Origin of the sequence: Flavobacterium hydrocarbonoxydans, from assembly GCF_009789235.1 — a bacterium.
Lineage (GTDB): Bacteria > Bacteroidota > Bacteroidia > Flavobacteriales > Flavobacteriaceae > Flavobacterium > Flavobacterium hydrocarbonoxydans.
Window position 1 is genome coordinate 123,398 of the sequence record NZ_WSTB01000011.1, and the last position, 25,607, is coordinate 149,004.

A 25,607-nucleotide genomic window follows, 5' to 3' on the forward strand; every position below is an offset into this window, starting at 1 on the left:
GCTTTAGTTCTTTTCGTTTTGATGCTTTGCTATTTTCTCCAGAGCTTCTGTTTTCATCACAAAAAGTTCATCTGTCGTGCAATTCCAGATCGAAGTATATTTTTTTGATACCACCAGATGGTTTTTCCATTGGGCAAACTTCTCATACAACATCAAAGTACAAATATCTGTAGCAGTAATAAAGTCTCCTGTTTCAGGTAAATGACTGTGTATGGATTCCGCATCTTTATCTTCAGGTTTATAGTAGATGGGTATGATGTTTTTATGCAGTTGTTTTTTGCTTTTTACTTTATTTTGTTTGTCGAAAATGATTTCGTAATCGTTACCGAAAAGCACAACACCGTGTTCCTTTGGACCACATAAAACATATACTTTTTTTACTCCATTTGAAATTAAAGGAATGAGGTTTAAACTGCTGTTTTCATAATGTTTAAAAAAAGTATCCGTGGCTATTAGATTTTGAGATTCTTTTCGTAACACATAAAGCTCTTTTTCATTAGCAGTAAAATCTCTTTCTTCTAAATTAGTATTGGCAGTTTTAGTATCAAAAGTAAAATCGAATTTGATAGTCCCGATTACTTTAGGACTGGTATCTCTGGAGAAGAACACACAAGTAGCCTTTTCGTCATCAGAATAAGAAAAATAGCCTCCAATGTTTTCTTTCTGGGTGTAATTTGCAATAAAAAGATCGGTTCCGTACCAGGAAGCCATTTCGGATTTATAAAGCTTTTTACCTTCCTCTACAATCGGTTTTGTTAGTTTTTCAGTGTTTTGAGAAAAACTATTTACACTTAATAATATAGTAAAAAACAGGAGGGTACTTTTCATTTTTTATTAGTTATAATTAAAAAAAAATAAGGCCGTAATTTTGATATTATAAAAAACCAGCTCTAATTCTCTCTATTGGTTAAAGGGAATTCTTCCTGAATCATGATAAGCTTTTCTTTGTCGATGGGTTTGTTGAGGAAACGGATGACCAGCGGATTACTCTCGGCCCTTTCGAGATCATTAGGATGGAGCGAGGTCGTAATCATCATGATGATACAATTGATTTTGATGGTTTCGGACAGTTTAGAATACTCATCAAGAAATTCGTAGCCGTTCATACCCGGCATGTTGATGTCGAGAAAAATAAACTGCGGCAATAGATGTGGTGTTGCTTCTAAGGATATGATATATTCCAGGGCTTCGACAGCAGATTCGTGCAAAACGATTTCTTCGGCAAAATGATATTTTTCAGCCATTCGCTTCGCAATATAACGATCTGTGGCATTGTCATCGATTACGAGAATTTTTTTGAAAGGCGGTTTGGTGTAATTTTCTTCCATGGGTAAATTGGTGTTATTTTTTTGGTATTGTTATAGAGAATGTGGTGCCTTGCCCTACATTAGATTGCATTTTTATTTCGCCTTCGAGTTTGCTGACTGCTTCCTTCACAATGTATAATCCGAGACCTGAACCTACCGAATCACGGGAGATTCTGAAGAACATATCGAATATTTTCGGCTGTAATTCTTCTGGAATCCCAATACCGTTATCGCTAATCTTAATCGTAGTTTCGGTTGCAGTAGTGTTTATATTGACTGCCACAAAGGGATCCTGAATTTTTGGGTTTTGGTATCGGATTGCATTTGAAATCAGATTGTTTAGTATGTTTTCGAGACGGGTTTTATCAGAATGAAAAGCGGTTTCGCCTGTTATGTTTACCTTAAAATCGACCATTCGGTTGTTGTCTCCCATAAACTTCAAATTTTGCTCAATGTCGTGTATGAGTTCTTTAAAGCAGATAAGTTCGCTCACCACCTCGGTACGGGAATTTCTGGAGTAATCGAGGATATCACAAATAAAACCATCGAGTTTCCTGGCATTGCCTTTTAGCATTTTAAGGTGCTGCAGCATGAGTTCTTCGGTAGTGTCATCTTCTGCAATATCAATAAGCCCCAACATAGAATTTAGGGGAGCCCTAAGATCGTGAGAAGTGCTGTACACAAACCGGTCCAGCTCATAATTGGCTCTTTTAAGCTCCTGGTTTTCGATTTCTTTTTTAAGGAAAGTCAGTTCGATGTGTTTTTCGCTGTATTTTTTGAATTGATACGCCCATAAGCCGCAAATAGAAAAAATTACGGTTGCAAGCACTATATGAAATACAAAAGTTTGGAGCGACATATACTCTAATTGTGTAAAAAAGATGTCATTAGGCCCCAAATATTGCAAATAGGCAAATAAGGCATGGTGAAAGATGACCAGCAGGATGAGTGGAATTTGTAATTTCCAGTTTTGATACGTAATGAGAATGGCACTTGCCACAAAAGCAGTAAAATGCATCTCGAACATACCGTGCATCTGATAGATGAACTGCGCCATGAAGAGTCCTAAGACGAGACTTAGGACGTATTGGTAGAAATCGGAATGAGGTAAGATTATTTTTGCCGAAAAGTAGGCGACTAATAATAAACTGCCAACACCTATCGCAATTTGCCAAGTGTCATAAAAAAAAGCAAGAAAGAGACCGAAAATAAAGTAACTGATGACGAAGTAATTCATCAGATTGTCTGATTTTGTCTTAATGGCTGTTAAAAATTCCTGAATAGGTAATGACTGATCTAGGTTCTCTTGTTTTTGGTTCATTTATTATTTCTCGCAATTTGAGGGTTACTGTGCGTATAATAGTTTCCAATTGGTAAGGTTGGAAATTTTTTAAATTTAGTATTTTCTTTTTAACTAAAATAGAAATAATAAAAGAATAAATATGTTAAACTTGCGAAGTAATCTTTCTTTTTTTTGAGGTGCTGAGAAGTAGTCTATTACGGGTAATTTTATTGTTTTTGCTTTTTAAAATGATTTAGAACCCGTTGGTGTAATTAATTAAATTCACCCAACGAGTATTTAGATTTTTTTTTTTCACATTGAATCTAATTTGTTTGAGGTTTATTAGAGGGTTATAACTAATACAGTAGAGACGCACAGCAGTGCGTCTCTATAGATACTAATTATTTATTTCATCACTTTACGCTTCCAATACAAGTGTACCGTTATGACATTGATTACAGTTAAAATCCATAAAAAAGGATTGGTCAGAAAGCTTTGGTAACTGCTCCCTTTGGGTATTTCGACAAAAGGGATTGTTATTAGAAGGTCTAATGCGAGTGCCGTGAGCGACATGATGATACCAACGGGAAGTCCTCTGGTTTTATCTCCGTTTTTATAATAAAATTGTGCTGCGACCCTGGCATATATCACAATTAAAAGACCTACTAGTATGGCTTGTATATTCATTGACAGGTTTAGGAGCGGAATGTTTTCCAAAACAAAAAAACTAATAACCACTCCCGTCCAAACGATTGTTCCTGATGCTATTGCTCTTAGATAATTCATCTTGATCGTTTGTTTTTTAGACATTCCAAATGCCTGTTTGGGCAGTTTGCTGTACATAGTCTGCAAAGTCTTTGGCTTTTTGTCCGGTTACTTTTTCAATATCATGGGTAATACTGGAATTTCGGCCGTCCAGTACTTCTGAAAAAAGATAGTTTACCAGCCAGATGACGTCTTCCGGAACCTGATAGTCACGCAGCATGGTTATGTATTCGTCCAAAGAAAGAGATTGGAACGTAATTTCCCTACCAGTTGTTTTTGCTATTTCGGTTACCGCTTCTTTAAAAGTGAGTAGTCTCGGGCCTGTAAGTTCGTATGTCTGACCGTTGTGTTTTTCGTCTAAAAGTGCTTCGACAACTACGGCAGCAATATCATCGGCATCTGTAAAAGGTTCTAAAGCCTCTGCTCTGGGCAATGCTACATGACCTGATAAAAGGGGTTCCAGAAAAATACTTTCGCTAAAGTTCTGACTGAACCAGCTTGCTCTTACAATCGTCCATTCTTTGGCTGTAGCCTTTACAATCTCCTCACAAGCCTGTGCTTCTTTTTCGCCTCTGCCGGACAGCAATACTATTTTCTGTACCCCATTTTGAACAGCAAGAGTGGTAAACTTCCTAATCGTTTCAGGCGCCGACGGAATCGCTAAATCAGGCTGGAATGTGATATAAACACTATGAATATCTTTTATGACTTCCGGCCAGGTTTCGGGGTTTTCCCAATCAAAAGCAGGAGTTTCGTTTCGGGAACCGATGCTCACTTCGATAGCTGTGTTGTTTTTTAGTAATTGTACGACTCTGCGGCCGGTTTTTCCGTTGCCGCCCAATACTAAGATTTTCTTTTTTTCCATGATATAAATGTTTTTTGATTAATGATACTACAAAGTTGCAGTGGTCTTATCTAAAACACTTGTCTCAAAGGAATTAAGATTTGTTTGAAAAGAATTGTTTTTTGACTTCGTTGGGTCTTGATCCAAATTTTTTCTGAAAAGCATTCGAAAAAGAACTTAGACTTTCATAGCCAACTTCCCAGGCGGTTTCCTGTACTGTTTTTTCGGAATTACAAAGGAGTTCGTAGGCTTTATTCAGGCGTTCTTCCTGAATGTACTTGAAAACCGGAATCCCGAACAGCTCTTTGAAGTTCTTTTTGAGTTTGGTACTATTGAGTCCGATTAGTTTAGAAAGTTCCGTTATAGTTGGTGGTTTGGAGAAATTATCACTTACGATTTCTTTGGCCTGAAAGAGTTTTTTCTTGTCGGTTTCGTTGAGTTCATTTTTTTTATCAGAAGATAAAAGAGCAAAGTAATGTGCCAGTAATTCATTGACCTGACTTTTTAAAAAGAGCAGTCTTGTATTGCCGGAATAGTTTGTGTTGAAGATTTTTTGAACGGCGAGCTGCATATCAATAGTCATAAAAAATGTAGGCCCTTTTACGAAGTTTTCTTCCGGATTTAATAAATAGGGCAACTGCTTTTCGAAAATTTCTTTTTCGACCTGAGGCAGCGTGTGCAGGTTTTTAAGTTTGGTAAAGATGCTTATGGACTGCAGGGGTTTATTGGGAGCAATTTTATGTGCAAATTCGACTTTTTGGTTGCCAAAAAAAGAAATAGCCAAACCGGTAGTATTCGTTAAATATTTTACCTGATTGTTGTGTTTTATTTCCAGTTCGACATTTCCGGAACCATAAAAAGCAAAGCCAACAGCGTCTCCATCAATTTCGCATTTCTGAACAAAAGTTTTCGCTGCATTAGATTGCTCTATCAGTACGATGAAATTGTGTAATTCGATGATGTCAGTAGTCATTTTACGAATTCAGGATTTTGTTGGGTTGATAGTGTTTTTGGTCCGTTTCAAAGATACAAAAGAATGATGTTGAAAGATTTTTAAGTTTGATTTTCAGTGTAATAAAGTCTTTTTGTTATGAGACTATTATGCTTCACGTAAAATCTTTTCCATTTTGCGTCCTTTGGCCAATTCATCTACGAGTTTGTCTAAATAACGTACCTGCTGTGTTAATGGAGTTTGGATTTCTTCTATTCTATATCCGCAGATGAGACCCTTTATAAGATGTGCATTAGGGTTTAGTGCCGCATGCTGAAAGAATTTTTCGAAAGTTACTTTTTCGGCAATAAGTTCCTTTAGTTTTTTTTCGTCATAACCCGTTAGCCAGGTTATTACCTGATGCAGTTCTGCTATGGTTCTGTTTTTCTTCTCCACTTTCGTAACATAATGTGGATATACTGAAGCGAATGTCATTTTAGCAATACGCTCATCGTGTTCAGGAGTTGTGTTCATGTTATTTAAGTCTTTCTAATTGTCCTTTTCTTTTTACAATGTTTTTGTAGTCCCATTGTATTGCTCTTGATTTTTTCAGCCAGCGCTGCAGGTCAGAGATTTCGATTTCGGTTGTATTGTTGTAGAAAACCGAAGCATCTTTGAATTTCGCTCCTTTTACGTTTAAATTATCTTCTTCAAAATCGGCACCGCTCCAAAACATAAGCCTGATTCCTTTTTTTTGTTTGCTATATCCCACAATTTGATTACCATCTAAAAACCATACCGGATGTGCATGCCAAATTTTGCTTTCGGCTTCGGTTAAAGAACCGTCAATAGTCTGGGCAAGCAAGTCGCAGATTGCCTTATCATCAGCAGTTTGTTTTTCGTTGTATGTTTTTATTTCCTCGTTCATGGAGAGTGATTTTAGAAGGATTATTTTTGTTGAAATTTGGAATCAGAGTGCATTACAAATAGCGAAAAAAAACTTTTTTAGCCATTCGGAACTTTCTTTTCTTCAAACTCTTTTAGTTGTTTTTTGGTAGCAAGTCCTCTCCAGCTTAGTTCCAGAATTTCTTTTAAAAGGTTTTTGTCGTGATTGTGTATCCACATACAAATATAAGGATAGGATTTGAAGTGGTCAGGCAAATGAAAAAATTCGGGGTAGCGATCCAGATATTTATCCCTGATTTCGAAGTCAAGCCGGATAGGGATAAATTCTCCGCTGTCATGAAGTCGGCACATTAGTTTTCCGCGAACTTTGACAGAAGGAGTTCCTTCATGTGAAATGCTTTCTTCAGTGTCGGGAAAGGTTAAAGCAATATTCTTAACCAGATCAAAGTCGGCATAGTTAAAGAGTATTGCTTTCTTTTTCATCATCAAAAAGTTTGTGTACTTACGGCCCAATAATTTCCTGCATAGTCATAAAATGAACCTCTTGTATCGGGGTCACCGTCTTTATTAATGGGTTTTTCGATGAGCTCACAACCGTTTTCAATGGCTTTATCAAAAGTTTTAAAAACATCCGGTACGTAAATATGAAGCATTGTTTTGTTGGCACCATAATTTTCCGTGCTGTCGCTTATCATGATTACGGTGTCATCGAGTTTTAGTTCGATATGGGCAATTTTTCCGTTTTCGTGATCAAATCTTCTTAGTGTTTCAGCGTCAAAAATTACAGTCAATAAGTCAACCAGTTTTTGAGCGTTGTCCACGATGAGATAGGGGGAAAGGGAGTTGTAATTGTCGGGTTTATATGTTTTCATTTTGAAGTGTTTTGTTGAATGGTTTTTATTTTGTGAAAAACAATGATCAATTAGCATTTATTGGGGCTGTGCACAATTTTAAAACGGTTCAGCGTAAATATGTTGAAGATTTCCATCAGAAATGGTGACCTCATTTCCTTCCAGTATTGCGGTTCCAGAAAACGTTGCGCTGATACAGTTATTCTTGTTCACAGTAACTTTGCTTTGCAATTCACTTTGAAGAAAATCACCCTCGGTAGAAGTTGTGCCTTCAACCCGCAGATAATTTATTTCTTCCATAATGTTATCACCCACTTTTTTATAAGGCATTTTTAAAGTAACCGAGTAAGAATCCTGTTGAGGTGAAAATACCCCTACGGTTAATTGTATGTCCAGCGTATGTCCTGTTCCGTCGTTATCTAAGTTGATTCCCCAGCCTGAAACGACAAATTGTTTTTCTTCGCCATTGATTTTCATTGTTGCAATTTCATTTTCAGGACAATTTTGTTCGTCCGAATCGTTGGAACAAGAATTTAAAATGAATAGACTGGTTAAGATAAGTAGTAGGTATTTGATGTTTTTCATTTGTTGTTTTTAGGATTACGGTCAATTTTGGGGATAGGTAATCAACGTTTCATACTTAAACCCATTTTACTACAGATTTAAGAATAGCTCATCACATATTACTGTTTACCAAATATATAAATTAAGATTTTAAAAAATGGATAAAAAAAAATCAAAGCCTGTTTATTGTTCGTACTACGCACGCAACGAAACTCTGACTTTTTAGGCAATGTTTTTTAATTTTTTATCACTTCTAATTGGTTATAAACAAAAATTTTCGCTGCTTTCGGTTTGCCTTTGGTTGTAAAACTTTTCGGAATTCCTTTTCCATCTTTAAATTTTCCTTTTAAAGAAATTTTAAAGGGTAATGTTTTTCCGTCCCAAAGTTTATTTACGTCTTGTAGTTTTTCATTTTCTCTTTCCAAATAAATATTTTCCTTTTCGCCTTCAACTTTCCACTGTGCACAAGGGCAAGATATTGCAGAGTAATACGCAACTATTTTTATCGGTTCGTCAAAACTTAAAAGCAATATAAACGATATGAATGTAATTAATTTTGTCATTTAGATTCAGTTTTGAAATGTCGCCTAACTTGTATGTATGCAATCAACTTTCATACATAAACCCATTTTACTACAGATTTAAGAATAGCTCATCACATATTACTGTTTACCAAATATATAAATTAAGATTTTAAAAAATGGATAAAAAAAAATCAAAGCCTGTTTGTTGTTTGTAATAAGCACGTAACGAACATCCAGTCGTTATGAAGTTGTTTTTATTTTTTTAATACCATGTGTAAAGTAGGGTATGGTTTTCCAGAAGAATCTATTTCAGAACGTTTTATTGTTTCAAATCCGCAATGTTTGTAAAATCCAACAGCTTGTTCATTTTGTTCATTCACGTCAACTTTTGTCACGTTTAATTTATCAATTGAATAATCCAATAACGTTTTTCCTATTCTTTTTCCTCTATAATCAGGATGGATAAATAACATTTCTAAATTTTGTTCAGCCACTCCAAGAAAACCAACTATTTTTTTATCATTATTCCTCATACATTTTAATTCAACCGCATCTAAATAGGTATTTAAAATTAGTGGTTTAAAATATTCGATATCCTCTTCTTTTAAAAAGTGATGTGTTGCTCTAACAGAAGCTTCCCAAAGTTCAACCACTTCTGTGTATTCTTTTTTTTCTATATTATCTATGTTTGGCATCATTATTTTTTAATTCTAATTAAAGTTCTGCTACTACAGCTGGTTTGGGACTAAATTAAACTCTATTTTCGGATTAGCTAAATCATCCCAAATCCAAAACCAAATTTCTATTAGGCTAATTGTTCAAGTCCGTTGTAGTGGGTGATATGCGTTCGGTTTTTTTATTCATTTTGTTTTCCGATTAGTTCAATTTCGCTTTTCGTTTCTTCAGCTTCTTTTCGTGTAAATAAAAATGGGAATATTAAACCTAAAATAATGAAAAATAAAGAATATTGCTTAAATGGTTCTACTCGTAAATATTCTGGAAACAACGGGTTTTCTGATGGACTTCCAATTTTTGAATTCAATATGAATAAACCAATACAAAAAGTTAAAACGCAACTTAAACAAATAATCAAGTTGTATTTTAGAATTTCGGATAAATTTTTCCGTTTTCTTTTTTCCGTTAATATTAAACTGCAAATTGGAATTGATGAGATTAAAAGATAATCGAAAGTATTTATGTCAACTCCGAAAAAGTATCCAGTTTTATTTTGTATAAATTTTGCTAGACCAAAAACAGAAGTTGGGCCTAAAATGAAGTTCAGGAATATGAATAACGCAACTGAAATTGAGATTGATAAATAAAGATATTTTTTATTTAAATTATCTAACATTGATTAATTAATTTTCTGTTTCACTTCTGATTTTCTGCGCTCCGTCAAACTGACGCACAAAATCTTGGCACTACAGCGGGTTTGGGACTAAATTAAACTCATTATTCGGATTTGCCAAATGATGCTAAACGCAAAAACAACGTTTTATTAAGGTAATTGCCCAAGTAGGTTGTAGTAGCTTTTATGCGTCAGCTTTTTGGTTATTAATTAGATTCGCTGTAAAATTGAAACAATCGTTGGTAAAGTTCTCTTGTTTTAGATAACATCATTTTTTTAATTAATTCTCTTGTTTCTTTTTCTTTAACTTCCATAATTGTCACCAAAAAATCTGAGTATATAAGTGATGTAACTCTCTCATCATAAACTTCTAGACATGATTCAAGATAGTCAAAGAAATTTTGGGAATCTTCTACTTTATTATTTGATGTCCAAAGTATTATTTCTTCTGCTAATTCGGACATTATTATTGAGTTTTCACAACCGTCAATACTCCAATTATATTTATTCCAAGTTTTCAATTCTTTTATCTTCCGAAAACGGTTTTTCAAATCGATATAGAATTCTTCAATATTCTTTTTCTTATCTAACATATTTCTTAATGAATGGTAAGTTGTTTTTAGTAATATTTGGTAAGCTGATACACACAACGTCTTGCTACTACAGCGGTTTTGGGACTAAATTAAACTCATTATTCGGATTTGCCATTAAGCTATAGCGAACAGGCGAAGCAAATCATTCCAAATATAGAAATTAACATTTTAAAATACTGAAAAAAAATATTTCAAAATCTACTTAAAGAATAGTTTCATTTGTGAGATCTCCTTAACGCAAAAGCGTAACTATTTTAATACTCTATTTTTATGTTGTTACCACTAAATTTTGTTGTGAAAATTGTGTCAAAATAAATAGAATAAAATTTTTTGACACACTTTTTGTGTCAAAAAAAAAATAAAAAATAAATTTGAGACATATTTTGTGGCAAAAAATTAAAAGAAAAAAAATTGACACAATAATGATTTGTATTAACCGATAGAGTGTGAAGAATAAAAAAAGAGGCGTAATAGCCTCTTGAAATTCATATGCACATTTATCGAAAAACCCATGAGGTTGGATATAGAGCGGTTCCATTCAATAGGAGTTTCAGTGTTGGCTTTTCAAGCCCAAAGAAAGTCTAGCTGTTGGGGTAGTTATGTAATTTCTTTTTCTAAGTCTTTTTCGTTATCATCGTTTATTTTTTCCAATAATCCAGTGTAACTCGCAATAACAAATAGAGTAAATAAGCTGCATAGTAAAAATATAGTTCCGAGTATCCAATTGAAGTTAAAGAAAACTGCCCCAATTCCGACAATTGATAGAAGACAACCAAAAAAATTGCAAATCCATAAATACCAAATGTGAGCTCTAATTTTATATAACTTTTCTAAATAAAGCGCAGCTATGCTCCCAACCAACAGAGGAATTGATATTGCGAAACAATATAATGCAATTGTAAGTTGAAGAGAATTTAATTTCTCATTAATAAGTTGTATTGTAATTATCATTGACATACTTATCAACGCAGTAGTAATAAATAGGTTTTCTTGTTGATGTTTTTCTTTTACGTAATATTTTTTCATGTTTAGTTAGTGACATAATTTAAATTGAATATGATGCTCTGATACTCCAGCGGGTTTGATACTAAATTTAGTTTATCATTCGGATTTGTGCCATAATTTTGCTGATGTTTATTGAGCTAATATAGGAAAAACTTTTATAAATTTTCGGAAGAATTTTATTTGTGAGATAAGAGAAAACCATTTATTTCTTGTGACAAAAAAAATAATTTTTTAAAAATATCACAATAATTGCAACAAAATAAAATTTTTAGAAAAAATTGCCACACTTTCTGTAGCAAAATGAAAAGTATAATAAAATTTGCTACACTTTCAGTAGCAAAATAAAAAATTAAATAAAATTCGTTACAACAATAAACGTAATCACTAATGAATTGTGAGTGATAAAAAATGGGAGAACAATTGTAATCTGATAGTCCAGTATTCAATTTGTAGGTATAAGTATTTGGTAGTTTCTCTAAATAAAAAAAGCTAGAAGAAATTATTTTCTTCTAACTTTTTTTATGTTTGTATTGTGACTTATTGTAGTGGGTAGGGATTGCAAATTCGCGATATCTGGGAAAAACGCTTATTATGCCTAGTTTATTTTTCTATTCTTTCATTACGCAAATGCTTTACAGAAGGTTCAAATACTCTAAATGCACTTATTGTATTTAAGCATATAGATTTAAATCTCTTTCTTAAAATATCTTCTTTTTTTTCATATTGATAGTCACCTTCATATTCAGTAGTTAAGTATAAAAGTTTATCAACAGTTTTTTTCTTTCGATCATTTGGCAATGAATTTAAATCTTCTAGATTAACCATATTAATCTCATGCGCAAATTCGTTTCTAATGTTATTAATACATCTAGCAGCTTCAAATATTTGCTTTGGTAGCAGTTTAAATGAATCTAATAAGTTTATTTTTAAACTTATCGGACTTTTTGAGATACCAATTAAACTATCAAAATCAGGCATTAGTATTTCAACCATTTTATTTACATGATACTCAACAAATAATGCAAAATAGATTACTGCATTTCTATCTTCTGTGTACAAATTAAAATTCTCAACGTGTTTAGGAACTTCTTGGTTCCAATTTTTTGTAATTTCATTAGAATTTTCGAAATCCCATTCTTTCAAAACACATGAATTATTGTGGTCATTGAAGAAATTTTTCATAATTATATTTTTATTAAATTACTAATAATTAGTATAGATACGAAACAAACCTTCGCCAATAAACCCAAAATAGGTTCCATTCTCGAAGGTGTGTTTCGTATATTCTTTTCTCAAATATATTTATTTATTCTTACAAATCATCAAAGGACTTTTTATTCCCTTCTGAAAACGAGTGCCGCGTGAAGGATAGAGGCGGTATCTCCCGATTTAGAAAAACAAGGCTTTTTCAGCCGTAGTTTTTGTTAATCGGGAATATAGCCGAAAGCCTGACCCGGAGGGACACGCCCAAATAATTCTAATAAAAAAAAATCCGACTTGTTTGCACAAATCGGATTTTGATATTTTATATTGTTACACCTCTGTAGAGAGGCACTGCAGTGCCTCTTACGATATATTGGTATTTATAGGTGAATTACTTCGCCGTAAGCATCAGCAACGGCTTCCATAACTGCCTCGCTCATGGTTGGGTGAGGGTGAATCGATTTTAGGATTTCGTGACCTGTAGTTTCCAGTTTACGCGCTACAACTGCCTCAGCAATCATATCGGTAACTCCGGCACCAATCATGTGGCATCCTAACCATTCGCCGTATTTTGCGTCGAAGATTACTTTTACAAATCCGTCAGCAGCACCGGCAGCTTTTGCTTTTCCTGAAGCTGAGAATGGGAATTTACCAATTTTAAGATCGTATCCTTTTTCTTTTGCCTGTTTCTCTGTCAAACCTACAGAAGCGATTTCTGGTGTTGCATACGTACAACCAGGAACGTTTCCGTAATCGATAGGATCTACGTGTAAACCAGCGATTTTCTCCACACAGTTGATTCCTTCAGCCGAGGCTACGTGAGCCAAAGCTTGCCCTGGAGTAACGTCTCCAATTGCGTAGTAACCTGGAATATTAGTTGCGTTGTAAGCGTTTACCAGAATTTTGTCACGGTCAACGGCAATACCTACTTCTTCTAAACCAATATTTTCGATGTTTGTTTTGATTCCAACTGCCGAAAGAACGATGTCAGCTTCCAGAATTTCTTCTCCTTTGGCTGTTTTTACAGTTGCTTTTACACCAGTTCCAGAAGTATCAATTTTCTCAACAGAAGCGTTGGTCATGATTTTTACGCCCGCTTTTTTCATCGAACGCTCCATTTGTTTCGAAATGTCTTCGTCTTCTACAGGAACGATGTTTGGCATAAATTCTACAATAGTAACTTCTGTTCCCATTGAGTTATAAAAGTGCGCAAACTCAACTCCAATGGCTCCAGAACCTACAATAATCATCGATTTTGGTTGTGTTGGCAATGTCATTGCCTGACGATACCCAATTACTTTTTCGCCATCTTGTGGTAAGTTTGGCAACTCACGAGAGCGTGCTCCTGTAGCAATGATAATGTGGTCTGCGCTATATTCGGTAACTTTATTGTCTTTGTCTGTAACGTCCAGCTTTTTACCTGGTTTTAGTTTTCCAAAACCTTCGATAACGTCAATTTTGTTTTTTTTCATCAGGAACTGAACACCTTTGCTCATTCCGTCTGCAACTCCACGGCTGCGTTGTACTACTGCCGAGAAATCTTTATCAAATTCAGAAACTGTCAATCCGTAATCTGAAGCGTGTTTTAAATAATCAAAAACCTGAGCTGATTTTAGTAAAGCTTTTGTTGGGATACATCCCCAGTTTAAACATACACCACCTAGGTTTTCTTTTTCAACTACAGCTACTTTAAAGCCTAATTGTGAAGCTCTAATAGCTGTTACATATCCGCCAGGACCACTTCCTAAAACAATAACGTCGTATTTCATTTTTTGCTTATTTATTTGTTATTTGTAAAAAATGCAGTCGGCAAAAGCCTCGTGTCATTTTAAAGTTTTTTAGTATTTAATACCGAAAATGAGGATTATTTTTCCGAAACTCATTCTCGATTTTTTGTTTTTTTATTTGTGCTTGCGAATTTAAGGATTTATTTTAAAAAAATAGTAAGATGTTTGATGTAAAAAGTGAGATGTTTGGATGTGAGATGTGAAATGTGAAAAGTTAGATGTGAAATGTTAGATGTTAGATGTAATATGTGAAAAGTGAAATATGAAATGTTACTTTTTATTCGTACACTTCACATCTCACTTTTCACATATTACTTCTTACTATATTTACACTTTCACATGTCCCCAGTTTTCACCGCTGGCAATACGTCTGATTTGCATTTCGCTTACGCCAAATTGTTTGGCTATCATTTTAAGACGTGTTTTTTGGTCCGGTCTCGCCAATATTTTCTTGATTAACATCACTTTTGTAGTGGTCAGTTTTCGGCCATCGGCTTTTAGGTTATGCTCGATCAGATTCTTTTTGGCCTGAATAACACGTGGACTTTTGCGGCTGTGCGCCATCATTTCGGCTTTGGTAGCCCAACGCAAATTGCTGACGTCGTCGTTATTTCGAACATAATCAAGATGCAGCACATAGGTTTGCTCTTCTGATTGTTTCGGAAGAAAATATTGCGCTACTAATTTGTATAAAAACAGGTATTTGTTGACAATGGTATCGTCTTTTTTTACTTTGAAACGAAAGGTAGGATACCCATCGCTTAAACCTCCTTTAAGGATTCTTCCGTTTTCAATTTCATCAGTAAAACTTACTAACCGCCCTTTGTTTGATATTGCGTATCTAAGTTGCAATGAGGCGTTTACTTCTATTTCTTTAAACTCTTCGTTAGGATAAATTCTGAATTGTGGCATTTTCATTTACATTTGAATTTCTTAATCTCAAAGATAAATGATAAAAAAAAGAATACTGTTAAAGGACTGGTAACGAACTCTAATTTTATGATTTTTATAACGCTCTTTTAACGTTTAAAAGTGTTTTTGTCAGCCAAAACATTAATTTGCAACCGAAAATTGCGAATCATATAGGTTTTTGTAAAACCCTTCCTGTTTGTTTATGAGTTCCTGATGCGTACCTTCTTCGACAATCAGACCTTTATCCATGACCACAATTTTATCGGCATTAACGATTGTTGCCAAACGATGCGCAATAATAATCGAAGTTCTGCCTTTGGTAATGGTTTCCGTCGCACGCTGAATCAGTTCTTCAGAATAGGTGTCGATTGACGAAGTTGCTTCATCCAAAATCAAAATGCTAGGATTACTAACATACGAACGTAAAAAAGCAATCAATTGTCTCTGTCCTGACGACAGCATTACCCCGCGTTCTTTTACATCAAAATCATAATTGTCAGGCAAACTCATGATAAAATCGTGCACGCCTATTTTTTTGGCAGCAGCCAAAACCTGTTCTCGGCTAATCTCCGGATTGTTAAGGGTAATATTGTTATAAATCGTATCGGCAAACAAAAACACATCCTGCAAAACCACCGCAATTTGTTTTCGCAGCGAAGCCAAAGTGTAATTTTCGATATTATGTCCGTCAATAAAAATCGTTCCGCTATTGATTTCGTAAAAACGATTCAGCAAGTTGATAATAGTAGATTTTCCAGCTCCTGTAGAACCTACAATCGCAATGGTTTGCCCCGAAGCAACCGATAAATCAATGCCTTTTATCACTTCTTCCTCCGGAATATAACTAAAACGAACGTCCTTAAATTCGATACTTCCATCAAAAACGGGCGCTTCCAAAGTTCCTGTATCCTGTATGTGATCCTGAGTATCAATAATATCAAAAACACGATTGGCAGCAATCATTCCTAATTGCATCTCGTTGAATTTATCCGCAATCTGACGCAACGGATTGAATAACATTCCGATGAACATTGTATAGGAGAATAAATCTCCAAAAGTCGTAAAATGATCGCCATTTAAAATCTTAAACCCGCCATAAACGACTACCAATCCTAAGGTTATCGATGAAATAATATCGGCAATCGGAAAGAAAATCGAGTTGTACAAAATCGTTTTTATCCAGGCAACACGGTGTTTGTCATTGATTTTTCTGAAATTTTCGGCTTCAATTTTCTCACGGTTAAAAAGCTGTACGATTTTCATTCCCGTAACACGTTCCTGCACAAAGGAGTTCATATTCGCAATTTGCGTACGAACTTCCTCAAAAGCCACCTGCATTTTTCGCTGAAAAACACGGGTTACAAAAACCAAAATTGGCATTGCCACCACCACTATCCAGGTGAGTTTCCAATTCATGTAAAACATAAAAATCAGCACCACCAGCATTTTCATCAAATCGCTGATAATCATAAACAAACCCTGGCTAAAAATACGCGCAATCGACTCAATATCAGATACCGAACGCGTTACTAATTGCCCCACCGGAACCAGGTCAAAATACTTCATTCGAAAACTCAAAATGTGCTTAAAAAGTTTTGTACGAATATCTTTTACAATATCCTGCCCGAGCCAATTCGCCCAATAAACGAAGTAAAACTGAGAGAAAACCTCACATATAAGCACAATTCCCATCAAAACAATATACATCAGCAAACCTTCTTTGTCATGGGTTTTGATGTAGCCATCCACAGTTTGTTTCAGTAAATAGGGGCGAAGTGCCGCAAAAATCGACAAGGAAACCGCAAAAACTATCACGCCATAATAACGTGCTTTATAAGGCTTGGTGTATTTTAGTATTCGTTTGAATAATCGGGTATCAAATGCTTTTGCTTTCATTTATTTATTTTAGTCCTTAGCCGTTAGTCTTTAGTCCTTAGTCCTTAGTTCTTAGTCCTTAGTTCTTAGTCCTTAGTTCTTAGTCCTTAGAACCTAGTTCTTATTTTTTATTTGTGAAATAGATTTACTAAGAACTAGGTACTAATCATCTAAATAGGGATATTCAATTTTAGTTAAGTATAATCCGTGTGCCGGAACCGAAAATCCTGCTTTTTCCCTGCTTTTACTGGCAATAATGTTTTCGAAATCGGCTAGCGAAATTTTATGTAAACCAATATTAATCAAAGTTCCCACAATCGAACGCACCATATTTCTCAAAAACCGATTGGCCGAAATCGTGAAAATTAATTTGTTCTTTTCCTTCTTCCAATACGCCTCAAAAATCGTGCAGTCAAAAGTATTTACATCCGTATTCACTTTCGAAAAACATTGAAAATCGGTATGATTCAGTAATATTCCAGCCGCCTCATTCATCAAATCTACATCTAATTTTTGATTAAAGTACCAACTCAATTCTTCCGAAAACGGATTTTTAACCGTATTGATATGGTATTCGTAGGTTCTTTTTGTAGCATCAAATCGGCAATGTGCGTCATCATGAACCAGAAAAATAGCAAATACGGCAATGTCTTTGGGTAAATACGAATTGAGTTTGTGAATGAAATTTGGAATATCAATTTCTTTTTCAAAATCAAAATGCGCGTACATTTCCTCTGCATGAACGCCAGTATCAGTTCGTCCGGCTCCCATTGTATTGATAGTAGTATTCAGCAAAACCGAAAGTCCTTTGTTTAAAGTTTCCTGTACAGAAGCGGCATTAGGCTGAAATTGCCAGCCGTGATAATGGGTTCCGTTATATGCAAATCGAATAAAATATCTCAAGGTAAAGTTTCAAAGGTTCAGAGTGGCAAAGGTACAAAGGTTTTTTTTAAAAGTTGTTAAGGTTCTGAGGTACTAAGGTTCTAAGTTTTTTACATTTTATATTGTAGAGACGCACAGCAGTGCGTCTAACACGAAGTTGAAAAACCGATTGGGTTTTTTGTTCAAAAACGAGCCAGAACCATGCAAAAGCCGCACTGCGGTGCGTCTCTACGGAAAAACCTTTGTACCTTTGAACCTTTGCCACTCTGAACCTTAAAAAAAGAATGAAAAAAATCCTTCTCCTTTCCGATACTCACAGTCATATTGACGATACTATTTTAAAATATGTACATCAGGCCGATGAGGTTTGGCATGCCGGAGATATTGGCGATTTGAGTGTTACGGATACCATTAAAAAACTAAAACCACTACGTTGTGTGTACGGAAATATAGACAACACAGAAGCCCGATTAGAATTTCCGCTTCATAATCGTTTTTTATGCGAAAATGTTTCGGTTTGGATTACGCATATTGGCGGTTATCCCGGTAAATACAATCCTGCGATTAGAGAAGAAATGCTTTTGAATCCCCCAAAGTTATTCATTTGTGGACATTCGCACATTTTAAAAGTAATGTTTGATAAAAAGCATAATTTGTTACACATGAATCCTGGTGCTGCCGGAAAAAGTGGTTTTCATCAGGTACGAACGATGTTACGATTTGTAATTGAGGATGATAAAATAAAAGATTTGGAGATTATCGAAATAGACAAACGCGTTTAATTTATTTGTTTGGAAAAGGGATTTTTATCTTAGTGACAGTGCCTTCATCCGGTTTAGATTTGATGCTAAAGGTGCCTTTGAGTTTTTTAATTCGGGCACGTATTCTATTTAAGCCAAAACCTTCGGTAATATTAAATTTTGAAGTATCAAAGCCTTTTCCGTTATCCCGAATACTGATGTTCAGTTTTCCATCGGTTTCATTTAAAATAATAATGGCTTTATCTGCCTGACTGTGTTTGATAATGTTGTTAAATAATTCCGAAAGGATAAAATAAATCCGAATTTCAAATTTTTCGGTATATCTTTTTTTTATCGGAATGTTACTCGAAAATTCAAAGTGAATCAGTGAATTGGAGTTTTTTTCGCATAAATCCTCAATAGCATATAATAATCCAAAACGAACTAACAGTGTGGGTAAAAGTTCATGCGACAAATCCCTAACTTTATCGTGAGCCGTTTTTAAAATTTCTTTGGTTTTAATAATTTCCTCAGATTGGATTTCGTTATGTTTTAAAAACGCATTCAGATGTAAGCCAGCAGAGGATAACATCGCACTAATATTGTCGTGCAAAAAAGTTGCAATTTTTTTTCGTTCAGATTCCTGCCCGTCAATACTGGCATTAATCATATTTAGCTGGATCTTTCTTTGGATGTCATTTAGTTTATTTTCCTGCTTCAGTTTGTTGTTCTGGTAGTAAAAGTAGAGTAAAATAAAAACAATGATAAAAATCAAAAGCATCAGGCTTACAACCCTTTTATTACGGGATTGCTCCATTTCGAGCAATTGTTGTTTCATTTTATACTCAGTACCAATTTTATCAATTTGTCTTTTGTATTCATCTACATGCAGATTCATACCGGCTAAATTCACCGTTTTTTCTTTTTCTATTTGATTTAACTGATCAACAACATTGTTGTAAAGTCGTAATGTTTCATAAGCTTTTTTGTAGTTGTCTGTTTGGCAAAAAAACTGAATATATTCCTGATAGGCGAAACGTAAATCTAATTTTTCATCTTCTTTTATACCTAATTCTATGGCTTTTTTGAAATAGTCTTCTGCTTTTTCAAAGTCTTTATTATGCGTGTAGTACATGCCGTTTAAGGTATAAACGACTATGGTATTAGTTTTGTCTTTTTTTTCAGGTTTGTAGTATTGGTTTACGTATGATAAATAGGGAAAACCTTGGTCATATTCTCCACTTGCAAAATAGGCCCAGATAATATTAATCTTGGTTAATGCAATTTCATGCGTGTCTTTCTTATCTATATAGGAAATAGATTTTAAATAGTGCGATATCCCTTTTTTATAGGCTCCTTTATTGAAATAATAAAGATTACCCAGATTGTTATGGATAGAATTTTTAATGTCATTACGATTCGTTTTTTGAGCAAACGACAAAGCTTTTTCAAAAAAAAGAAGTGCATTGTCAATGTCATTCATTTCAAAAAAAACACTTGCAATATTGTTATAAGCTTTTGCAGTGTAATAATCATCTTTATTAGCAATAGCATTATTGAGAAGTATTCTCGATTTTACAAGAGATTTTTCATATAATCCTTTATTGCCATCGATGATTGCTTCTTCGGCTTGTTTGGCAAGTTCCTCTTTTGTCATTTTTTTTTGCTGACAAAAGACATTGCTTCCCTGTAATTGAATGATAAAAAAAAGAAGAAACAGTGTTTTCGAAATAGACATAAAAAAAGAGTATTAAAAATAGAAGAGACTTTTTTAGATCATAAAGTGTAATGGCTGTTGGTTAAGTTTTGTGTTTAAGAATTGGGTTATTTCTTTTAAAAGCAATGATTTATTTTATTAAATTATGTTTGAGTGCATATTTTACCAAACCAATGGTGTTTTTAGTGTTTAATTTTTTCATGATATTTTTCCGATGTGTTTCGACTGTATTCATAGAAATAAAAAGCATTTCACTAATTTCTTTACCACTGTATTCAAGTGCAATTAAAGTTATAATTTCAATCTCTCTGGGACTCAAAAGCAAAAGTTCTTTAGGTTTGCGTTTAATTCTTGGTTTTACCAATTTAGGATTGTTTTGAGTAAAGGTGCTGAAAATTTTTTCCCTCACAGAATCGTCAAAATATTCTTCTCCACGACTTACAGCTTCAATTGCTTCGATGATATTTTCGCCGGCACATTTTTTTGTCAGGTATCCACTGGCACCAAGTATCATCACTTCTTTTATGATTTTCAGATCATCATAACTTGATAAAAGAATTACGCTGCAGGGAAAACCTTTGGTATGAAATTCCTTCAGGACTTCAATACCATCTTTTTTGGGCATACTAATATCCAGAATCAATATACTGGCATTGTTTTCTATGACATCTTCGTAAATATTCTGACCATTTAAAGAAGTTCCTACCACATAAAAATTAGGTACGGTCTCTAATAGATTGGTCAGACCATCTATAAGGACCTGATGATCATCAGCCAAATGTATGCGTATGAGTTGTGTCATTTTTGTTTTGGAAAAGTCTTTTTTCAAAATTATGAAAAAAACATCTTACAAAATCATTTATCTGTTTTATTTTTTATGACAACAAAGATGTTTTATACAAAAAAACCCGAATTAAAAAAATTCGGGTTCTCTTCGCGCAATAAATTAAGTTTATAGGTTTATCTCAAACGATCAACAGATTTTACAAGATCTTCATCCTTTTTGATGGCCTTATTAGCTAAAACTAATAATACGATAGCAACAATCGGTAGAAACATCCCAATACCTTTCTCAGAAACTTCCGTCTCTCCAGATAAATTTAGCGAACGATATACAAATAATCCTAATAAAATTAAATTTAATATGATATTCAGTCTGCCCATCACAAACTGATTTTGTCTCTTTTTATATGAAATAATGCTAATAATAGTAAGCATTGTACTTAATCCTAATAAAATAGTATAGAATTGGTCTTGCATAAAATAAAAGGCCTTACCCGTGTTTGATGTCCAAAGCGGAATAAAAAACAGTAAAACCCCTGTAACAACAAAGGTAAGAAGTAAATATATGGTCTGAATTCTTTGTATCATCTTCTGAAAATTGTTTTACAAAAATATATTTTCTTTTTTATAAATACTATTGTATGATTAAATTTTATTCGTATTATTGCATCATAATACCGTAAGCACTTCATACTGCGGTCAATTCAAAAATAATATCTACCTATTTTTTTTACAGTATTTCCTTTAAAAATAATTAAATTCATAGAACATTCATGTTTGATATTTCTGCATTAAAAGAAATGAAGCTTTCTGAGCTTCAAGAAATAGCTAAATTAGCTAAAACTATAAAGTTTAATGGTGTCAAAAAAGAGGCTTTAATTAGCCAGATTTTAGCACATCAGGAAACAACTTTGGCACCACCTGCGAAAGCTGTTGCAGAGATTGAAAAAGTAGAGGATGAGAAACCTAAAAGAGCCAGAATTGCTCCTGTAAAAAAAGCAGCAATTTCAAAAAACAATCCAGTTTTGGAGTTTGAAACACCAGCTGAAGCTCCGGTAAAAGAAGAAATTCCGGTAGTTTCTAAAGCTAAACCAGAACAGGAACCAGCTGAAGAAAATAAAGTTGTGGAGAAAAAAGGACCTAAAATCGTAAAGTTTAATAAATCAGCTTACGAGAAAAAAGTGGCCTTACAAAAAGAAAAAGAAGTTTCGAAAGAAGAAGCTCCTGCTGCAGAAGGTGAGGTTGTTATAGAAACTGCCACTGCTGAAAAAACAGAAGCGCCAGTTCAGGCCAAAAAAGTCAATCCGAACCAAAATAAAAACCCAAACCAAAATCAAAACCCGAATCAGAATCCAAATCCAAACGGGAATGGAAACGGGAATAACGGTAACCAAAATCCTAATCATAAAAATAAAAAAAGTAATTTCAGAGATTCTGATTTTGAATTCGACGGAATTATTGAAAGTGAAGGTGTTCTGGAAATGATGCCGGACGGATACGGATTTTTACGTTCATCAGATTATAATTATTTAGCATCACCAGATGACATTTATTTGTCAACTTCGCAAATTAGATTATTTGGTCTTAAAACGGGAGATACAGTAAAAGGTGTCGTTCGTCCTCCAAAAGAAGGAGAAAAATTCTTCCCATTAGTTCGTGTACTTAAAATCAATGGTCACGATCCGCAAGTAGTTCGTGACAGAGTTTCTTTCGAACACTTAACTCCGGTTTTCCCTTCAGAAAAATTTAAATTAGCCGAAAAAGGAAGTTCTATTTCTACCCGTATTATCGATTTGTTTTCTCCTATCGGGAAAGGACAGCGTGGTATGATAGTCGCACAACCAAAAACGGGTAAAACAATGTTATTAAAAGACATTGCAAATGCAATTGCAGCCAATCACCCAGAAGTTTATATGATTGTTCTTTTGATTGATGAGCGTCCTGAAGAGGTGACGGATATGCAGCGTAGTGTACGTGGGGAAGTTATTGCTTCGACATTCGACAGAGAGCCGCAAGAACACGTGAAAATTGCGAATATTGTACTTGAAAAAGCAAAACGTTTGGTAGAATGTGGTCACGATGTAGTGATTTTATTAGATTCAATCACTCGTTTGGCCAGAGCTTATAATACAGTTCAGCCAGCATCCGGAAAAGTATTGAGTGGAGGTGTGGATGCGAATGCGTTACAAAAGCCAAAACGTTTCTTTGGAGCTGCCAGAAATGTTGAAAACGGTGGTTCATTGAGCATCATCGCAACAGCATTAACAGAAACGGGTTCTAAAATGGATGAAGTTATCTTTGAAGAGTTTAAAGGTACCGGTAATATGGAACTTCAGTTAGACCGTAAAATTGCCAACAGAAGAATCTTCCCTGCTATCGATTTGACTTCTTCAAGCACACGTCGTGACGATTTATTATTAGACGAAAAAACATTACAAAGAATGTGGATTTTAAGAAAATACCTTTCAGATATGAATCCGGTAGAATCTATGGATACCATTAACGATAAAATCAAGAAAACCAGAAACAATGATGAGTTTTTGATTTCTATGAATGATTAACTAAAGGTTATAAGTGTCTAAGATGCTAAGTTTCTGAGGTTTTATCTTTGAAATTTTCAAACGAAAATGATATAAAAAAGGGATGAGTTTTTAAAACTCATCCCTTTTTATTTTTTAAGTCTAGTGTGAAAAAAACTTAGAACCTTAGCAACTCAGTACCTCAGGACCTTATTTCTTATCCACTACAGGTCTGTTTTCTCTGTTAGCCAATTCCCAGGCGGTTACAAAAGCCAATTGTGTTCTTTTTGTCAAAGCATCATATTCAATTTTTTCTGGTTCGTCACCTTTTCCGTGATAATCTTCGTGTACACCATTAAAAAAGAAAACAGCTGGAATTCCGTGTTTTGCAAAGTTGTAATGATCTGAACGCTCATAAAAATGATTAGGATCTTTTGGATCATTGAATCTGAAATCCAAATCTAATTTGGTGTATTTTTCGTTTTGAGCTACAGTGATGTTGTGAAGGTCTGTAGATAATCTGTCAGCGCCAATCACATAAACATAATTATTCGTTTTAGCATGCTCTAAATCGCGACGCCCAATCATATCGATATTAATATCAGTGATGGTGTTTGCAATCGGGAATAAAGGGTTTTCAGAATAATAACGGGAACCGTGTAAACCGTGCTCTTCGCCAGTAACGTGCAGGAATAAAATAGAACGTTTTGGTCCGTGTCCGTCTTTTTTAGCTTTAGCAAATGCTTTGGCAATTTCCATAACCGCTACAGTTCCGGAACCATCATCATCAGCTCCATTATAAATTTCGCCATTTTCGATTCCAACGTGGTCATAATGAGCTGAAATCACCAAAACTTCGTCTGGCTTTTCAGAACCTTCTATATAAGCCCAGATGTTTTCAGAATCCGGTAAGTTTTCGTTGCGTTTTGCATTCAAAAATGCAGCAGGAACCGGTTGATAATAGTCTTTTGCTCCTTTAGGAAAAGGAATATTATTTTCTTTGTATTGTTCAATCATATAAAGACCGGCTTTTTTTTGTCCTTTCGAGCCAGTTTCGCGACCTTCCATTTCGTCAGACGCTACAATGTATAACATTGTTTTTAAATCTTTTTCAGTAATCAAATTCATGTATTTGGTAGGGTCTGAGTTGTCTTTTGAAGCAACTGACTGCGCATTTTTACATGAAAAAGCTGAAGCAATTAGTAATAAAACTACAATTTTTTTCATTTTTAGTTTAGTGTAAGTTAATGAATATGTATAAAACATAGAAAACCAGTAAAAATAGAATAAAAATGGAGTTTATAAAAAATAATGTTACACTTTTAACAAAAGATACGATGCGGGATTCACCGTAAAAACGATGATGTGCGGGATAAAAATAATAGGACATCCATATAAACCCAACAAAATCAGTGATATCTGAAATAAAAAGAAGCGGATTGTCTTCTCCAAATGCTCCAATTGTTTTTCTTATAAGGAATAAAATCAGGAATATTAATAGTAGAAAAGAGAAATAATGCAGGGTAAAAATGCCATGATCAAAATAATACCATTTCTTTTTGTTGTGAAAAAGCCATAAAAAGAAAGCAAAAAATGGCATGATGATAAAGAGGATTTTAGGAATATTATGAAAAAAAGATTCTAAAAACTTCTCTAGCATTTCTTTTTGGGTATAATGTTCGGAAACGGTCAGAATCCTTTTGATAGCCCAATATTCAAATTCATTATATTTATCGTTTGGTTTTCCATATTTCTGAACAGAGTCTAATTCCCTGACAGAACTCAAGTCCATAATGATACTTTTGGGAGCTTTTTCATGGACTTTTTCATTAATTTTTTCATTGATTTTTTTATTGACTTTGTCATAGTAAGCTTTGTTTTCGACTGGAATTTCTTTGGCAATTTCAGCTTGACTTTTGTTTATGGCTTCATTTACGTTGCTTGGAAAAAATGCCAACAATAGAAAAGTGATAAAACTTATAAATATGTAAAGCCGAACGGGTGCTAAGTACGAGAGTCTTTTTCCTGAAAGATATTCTTTAGTTAAAGTAGAAGGTTTGAAAAGTAAATTGCGAATGGTTTTCCAAAAAGCATTTTCGTAATGGGTCAAATCTTCAAAGAAATGGATGAATAAGTGATGAAACGTTTTTCTGGAATCTGTATTTTCCTGTCCGCAGTTGGGGCAATATTTTTGTTCCACAACGTGTCTGCAATTCAGGCAGGTCTTGTCTTCTCTAATTGGGCTATGTGACATTGATTTGGTTTTGGT

28 protein-coding genes are annotated in these 25,607 nt (G+C 34.3%); 2 read left to right on the top strand and 26 right to left on the bottom strand.

Annotation, left to right across the window (positions count from 1 at the left end):
* Nucleotides 1-3 precede the first annotated feature (3 nt).
* The 21 genes from GON26_RS17755 to truA form a co-directional block, all read right to left on the bottom strand.
* Nucleotides 4-828 (bottom strand): hypothetical protein, encoded by an 825-nt coding sequence (locus GON26_RS17755; protein WP_160376112.1) that lies wholly within the window; start codon nucleotides 826-828, stop codon nucleotides 4-6.
* A 62-nt stretch (nucleotides 829-890) separates the two neighbouring features.
* Nucleotides 891-1,328 (bottom strand): response regulator, encoded by a 438-nt coding sequence (locus GON26_RS17760; protein ID WP_160376113.1) that lies wholly within the window; start codon nucleotides 1,326-1,328, stop codon nucleotides 891-893.
* Between the two features lie 13 nt (nucleotides 1,329-1,341).
* A complete protein-coding gene (locus GON26_RS17765) occupies nucleotides 1,342-2,628 on the bottom strand; it encodes a sensor histidine kinase (protein WP_160376114.1) in 1,287 nt (428 codons plus the stop codon).
* 366 nt (nucleotides 2,629-2,994) lie between these two features.
* Nucleotides 2,995-3,399 (bottom strand): DUF5367 family protein, encoded by a 405-nt coding sequence (locus tag GON26_RS17770; protein ID WP_160376115.1) that lies wholly within the window; start codon nucleotides 3,397-3,399, stop codon nucleotides 2,995-2,997.
* Entirely contained in the window at nucleotides 3,392-4,219 is an 828-nt protein-coding gene (locus tag GON26_RS17775) for an NmrA family NAD(P)-binding protein (RefSeq protein WP_160376116.1), read from the bottom strand. The genes GON26_RS17770 and GON26_RS17775 overlap by 8 nt, the downstream gene beginning before the upstream one ends.
* A 73-nt stretch (nucleotides 4,220-4,292) precedes the next feature.
* Nucleotides 4,293-5,171: a helix-turn-helix domain-containing protein gene (locus GON26_RS17780; protein ID WP_160376117.1), complete on the bottom strand. Its 879-nt coding sequence runs from the start codon at nucleotides 5,169-5,171 to the stop codon at nucleotides 4,293-4,295.
* Between the two features lie 126 nt (nucleotides 5,172-5,297).
* Nucleotides 5,298-5,663: a DUF2200 domain-containing protein gene (locus tag GON26_RS17785; protein ID WP_160376118.1), complete on the bottom strand. Its 366-nt coding sequence runs from the start codon at nucleotides 5,661-5,663 to the stop codon at nucleotides 5,298-5,300.
* Nucleotide 5,664: 1 nt separating this feature from the next.
* Entirely contained in the window at nucleotides 5,665-6,057 is a 393-nt protein-coding gene (locus tag GON26_RS17790) for a DUF1801 domain-containing protein (RefSeq protein ID WP_160376119.1), read from the bottom strand.
* A gap of 77 nt (nucleotides 6,058-6,134) precedes the next feature.
* Nucleotides 6,135-6,518, bottom strand: a complete 384-nt coding sequence (locus tag GON26_RS17795) for an MmcQ/YjbR family DNA-binding protein (RefSeq protein WP_160376120.1) — start codon at nucleotides 6,516-6,518, stop codon at nucleotides 6,135-6,137.
* A gap of 2 nt (nucleotides 6,519-6,520) precedes the next feature.
* Nucleotides 6,521-6,907 carry a VOC family protein gene (locus GON26_RS17800; RefSeq protein ID WP_160376121.1) on the bottom strand — a complete coding sequence of 129 codons (387 nt, stop codon included), beginning with the start codon at nucleotides 6,905-6,907 and terminating at the stop codon, nucleotides 6,521-6,523.
* A 78-nt stretch (nucleotides 6,908-6,985) separates the two neighbouring features.
* Nucleotides 6,986-7,471: a hypothetical protein gene (locus GON26_RS17805; RefSeq protein WP_160376122.1), complete on the bottom strand. Its 486-nt coding sequence runs from the start codon at nucleotides 7,469-7,471 to the stop codon at nucleotides 6,986-6,988.
* Between the two features lie 215 nt (nucleotides 7,472-7,686).
* Nucleotides 7,687-8,013 (bottom strand): hypothetical protein, encoded by a 327-nt coding sequence (locus tag GON26_RS17810; protein WP_160376123.1) that lies wholly within the window; start codon nucleotides 8,011-8,013, stop codon nucleotides 7,687-7,689.
* A 215-nt stretch (nucleotides 8,014-8,228) separates the two neighbouring features.
* Nucleotides 8,229-8,672, bottom strand: a complete 444-nt coding sequence (locus GON26_RS17815) for a GNAT family N-acetyltransferase (RefSeq protein WP_160376124.1) — start codon at nucleotides 8,670-8,672, stop codon at nucleotides 8,229-8,231.
* A gap of 158 nt (nucleotides 8,673-8,830) precedes the next feature.
* Nucleotides 8,831-9,325, bottom strand: a complete 495-nt coding sequence (locus tag GON26_RS17820) for a hypothetical protein (protein ID WP_160376125.1) — start codon at nucleotides 9,323-9,325, stop codon at nucleotides 8,831-8,833.
* A gap of 203 nt (nucleotides 9,326-9,528) precedes the next feature.
* The gene (locus GON26_RS17825; protein WP_160376126.1) at nucleotides 9,529-9,915 is read right to left on the bottom strand and encodes a hypothetical protein; all 387 of its coding nucleotides are present in this window, start codon (nucleotides 9,913-9,915) and stop codon (nucleotides 9,529-9,531) included.
* 597 nt (nucleotides 9,916-10,512) lie between these two features.
* Nucleotides 10,513-10,941, bottom strand: a complete 429-nt coding sequence (locus tag GON26_RS17830; protein WP_160376127.1) for a hypothetical protein — start codon at nucleotides 10,939-10,941, stop codon at nucleotides 10,513-10,515.
* Between the two features lie 579 nt (nucleotides 10,942-11,520).
* Complete coding sequence (locus GON26_RS17835) at nucleotides 11,521-12,102, bottom strand: DUF4145 domain-containing protein (RefSeq protein ID WP_160376128.1); 582 nt, start codon at nucleotides 12,100-12,102, stop codon at nucleotides 11,521-11,523.
* A 401-nt stretch (nucleotides 12,103-12,503) separates the two neighbouring features.
* The gene (gene lpdA / locus GON26_RS17840) at nucleotides 12,504-13,892 is read right to left on the bottom strand and encodes a dihydrolipoyl dehydrogenase (protein WP_160376129.1); all 1,389 of its coding nucleotides are present in this window, start codon (nucleotides 13,890-13,892) and stop codon (nucleotides 12,504-12,506) included.
* A gap of 345 nt (nucleotides 13,893-14,237) precedes the next feature.
* On the bottom strand, nucleotides 14,238-14,822 hold the full coding sequence (locus tag GON26_RS17845; protein WP_160376130.1) for an NUMOD4 domain-containing protein: 585 nt from the start codon (nucleotides 14,820-14,822) through the stop codon (nucleotides 14,238-14,240).
* A 141-nt stretch (nucleotides 14,823-14,963) separates the two neighbouring features.
* Nucleotides 14,964-16,718 (bottom strand): ABC transporter ATP-binding protein, encoded by a 1,755-nt coding sequence (locus GON26_RS17850; protein WP_160376131.1) that lies wholly within the window; start codon nucleotides 16,716-16,718, stop codon nucleotides 14,964-14,966.
* Nucleotides 16,719-16,859: 141 nt separating this feature from the next.
* Nucleotides 16,860-17,600: a tRNA pseudouridine(38-40) synthase TruA gene (truA, locus tag GON26_RS17855; protein ID WP_160376132.1), complete on the bottom strand. Its 741-nt coding sequence runs from the start codon at nucleotides 17,598-17,600 to the stop codon at nucleotides 16,860-16,862.
* Between the two features lie 263 nt (nucleotides 17,601-17,863).
* On the opposite strand from truA, the gene GON26_RS17860 reads away from it, so the two are divergent.
* Nucleotides 17,864-18,361, top strand: a complete 498-nt coding sequence (locus GON26_RS17860; RefSeq protein WP_160376133.1) for a metallophosphoesterase family protein — start codon at nucleotides 17,864-17,866, stop codon at nucleotides 18,359-18,361.
* A 1-nt stretch (nucleotide 18,362) separates the two neighbouring features.
* Here the strand turns inward: GON26_RS17860 and GON26_RS17865 are convergent, their stop codons facing one another.
* The 3 genes from GON26_RS17865 to GON26_RS17875 all read right to left on the bottom strand — a co-directional run bounded on the left by GON26_RS17865 (nucleotide 18,363) and on the right by GON26_RS17875 (nucleotide 21,407).
* The gene (locus tag GON26_RS17865) at nucleotides 18,363-19,976 is read right to left on the bottom strand and encodes a tetratricopeptide repeat-containing sensor histidine kinase (RefSeq protein WP_230407965.1); all 1,614 of its coding nucleotides are present in this window, start codon (nucleotides 19,974-19,976) and stop codon (nucleotides 18,363-18,365) included.
* A 190-nt stretch (nucleotides 19,977-20,166) separates the two neighbouring features.
* Nucleotides 20,167-20,838 (bottom strand): response regulator, encoded by a 672-nt coding sequence (locus tag GON26_RS17870; protein ID WP_160376135.1) that lies wholly within the window; start codon nucleotides 20,836-20,838, stop codon nucleotides 20,167-20,169.
* A gap of 158 nt (nucleotides 20,839-20,996) precedes the next feature.
* On the bottom strand, nucleotides 20,997-21,407 hold the full coding sequence (locus tag GON26_RS17875) for a DUF4293 domain-containing protein (protein WP_160376136.1): 411 nt from the start codon (nucleotides 21,405-21,407) through the stop codon (nucleotides 20,997-20,999).
* A gap of 185 nt (nucleotides 21,408-21,592) precedes the next feature.
* Here GON26_RS17875 and rho point away from each other — a divergent pair, with 185 nt between their 5' ends.
* On the top strand, nucleotides 21,593-23,380 hold the full coding sequence (gene rho / locus GON26_RS17880; protein ID WP_160376137.1) for a transcription termination factor Rho: 1,788 nt from the start codon (nucleotides 21,593-21,595) through the stop codon (nucleotides 23,378-23,380).
* A 168-nt stretch (nucleotides 23,381-23,548) separates the two neighbouring features.
* On the opposite strand, the gene GON26_RS17885 is transcribed toward rho, so the two are convergent.
* Both GON26_RS17885 and GON26_RS17890 read right to left on the bottom strand, forming a co-directional pair.
* The gene (locus tag GON26_RS17885) at nucleotides 23,549-24,565 is read right to left on the bottom strand and encodes a M28 family peptidase (protein WP_160376138.1); all 1,017 of its coding nucleotides are present in this window, start codon (nucleotides 24,563-24,565) and stop codon (nucleotides 23,549-23,551) included.
* A gap of 7 nt (nucleotides 24,566-24,572) precedes the next feature.
* Nucleotides 24,573-25,592 carry a DUF3667 domain-containing protein gene (locus tag GON26_RS17890; RefSeq protein WP_160376139.1) on the bottom strand — a complete coding sequence of 340 codons (1,020 nt, stop codon included), beginning with the start codon at nucleotides 25,590-25,592 and terminating at the stop codon, nucleotides 24,573-24,575.
* Nucleotides 25,593-25,607: the final 15 nt, after the last annotated feature.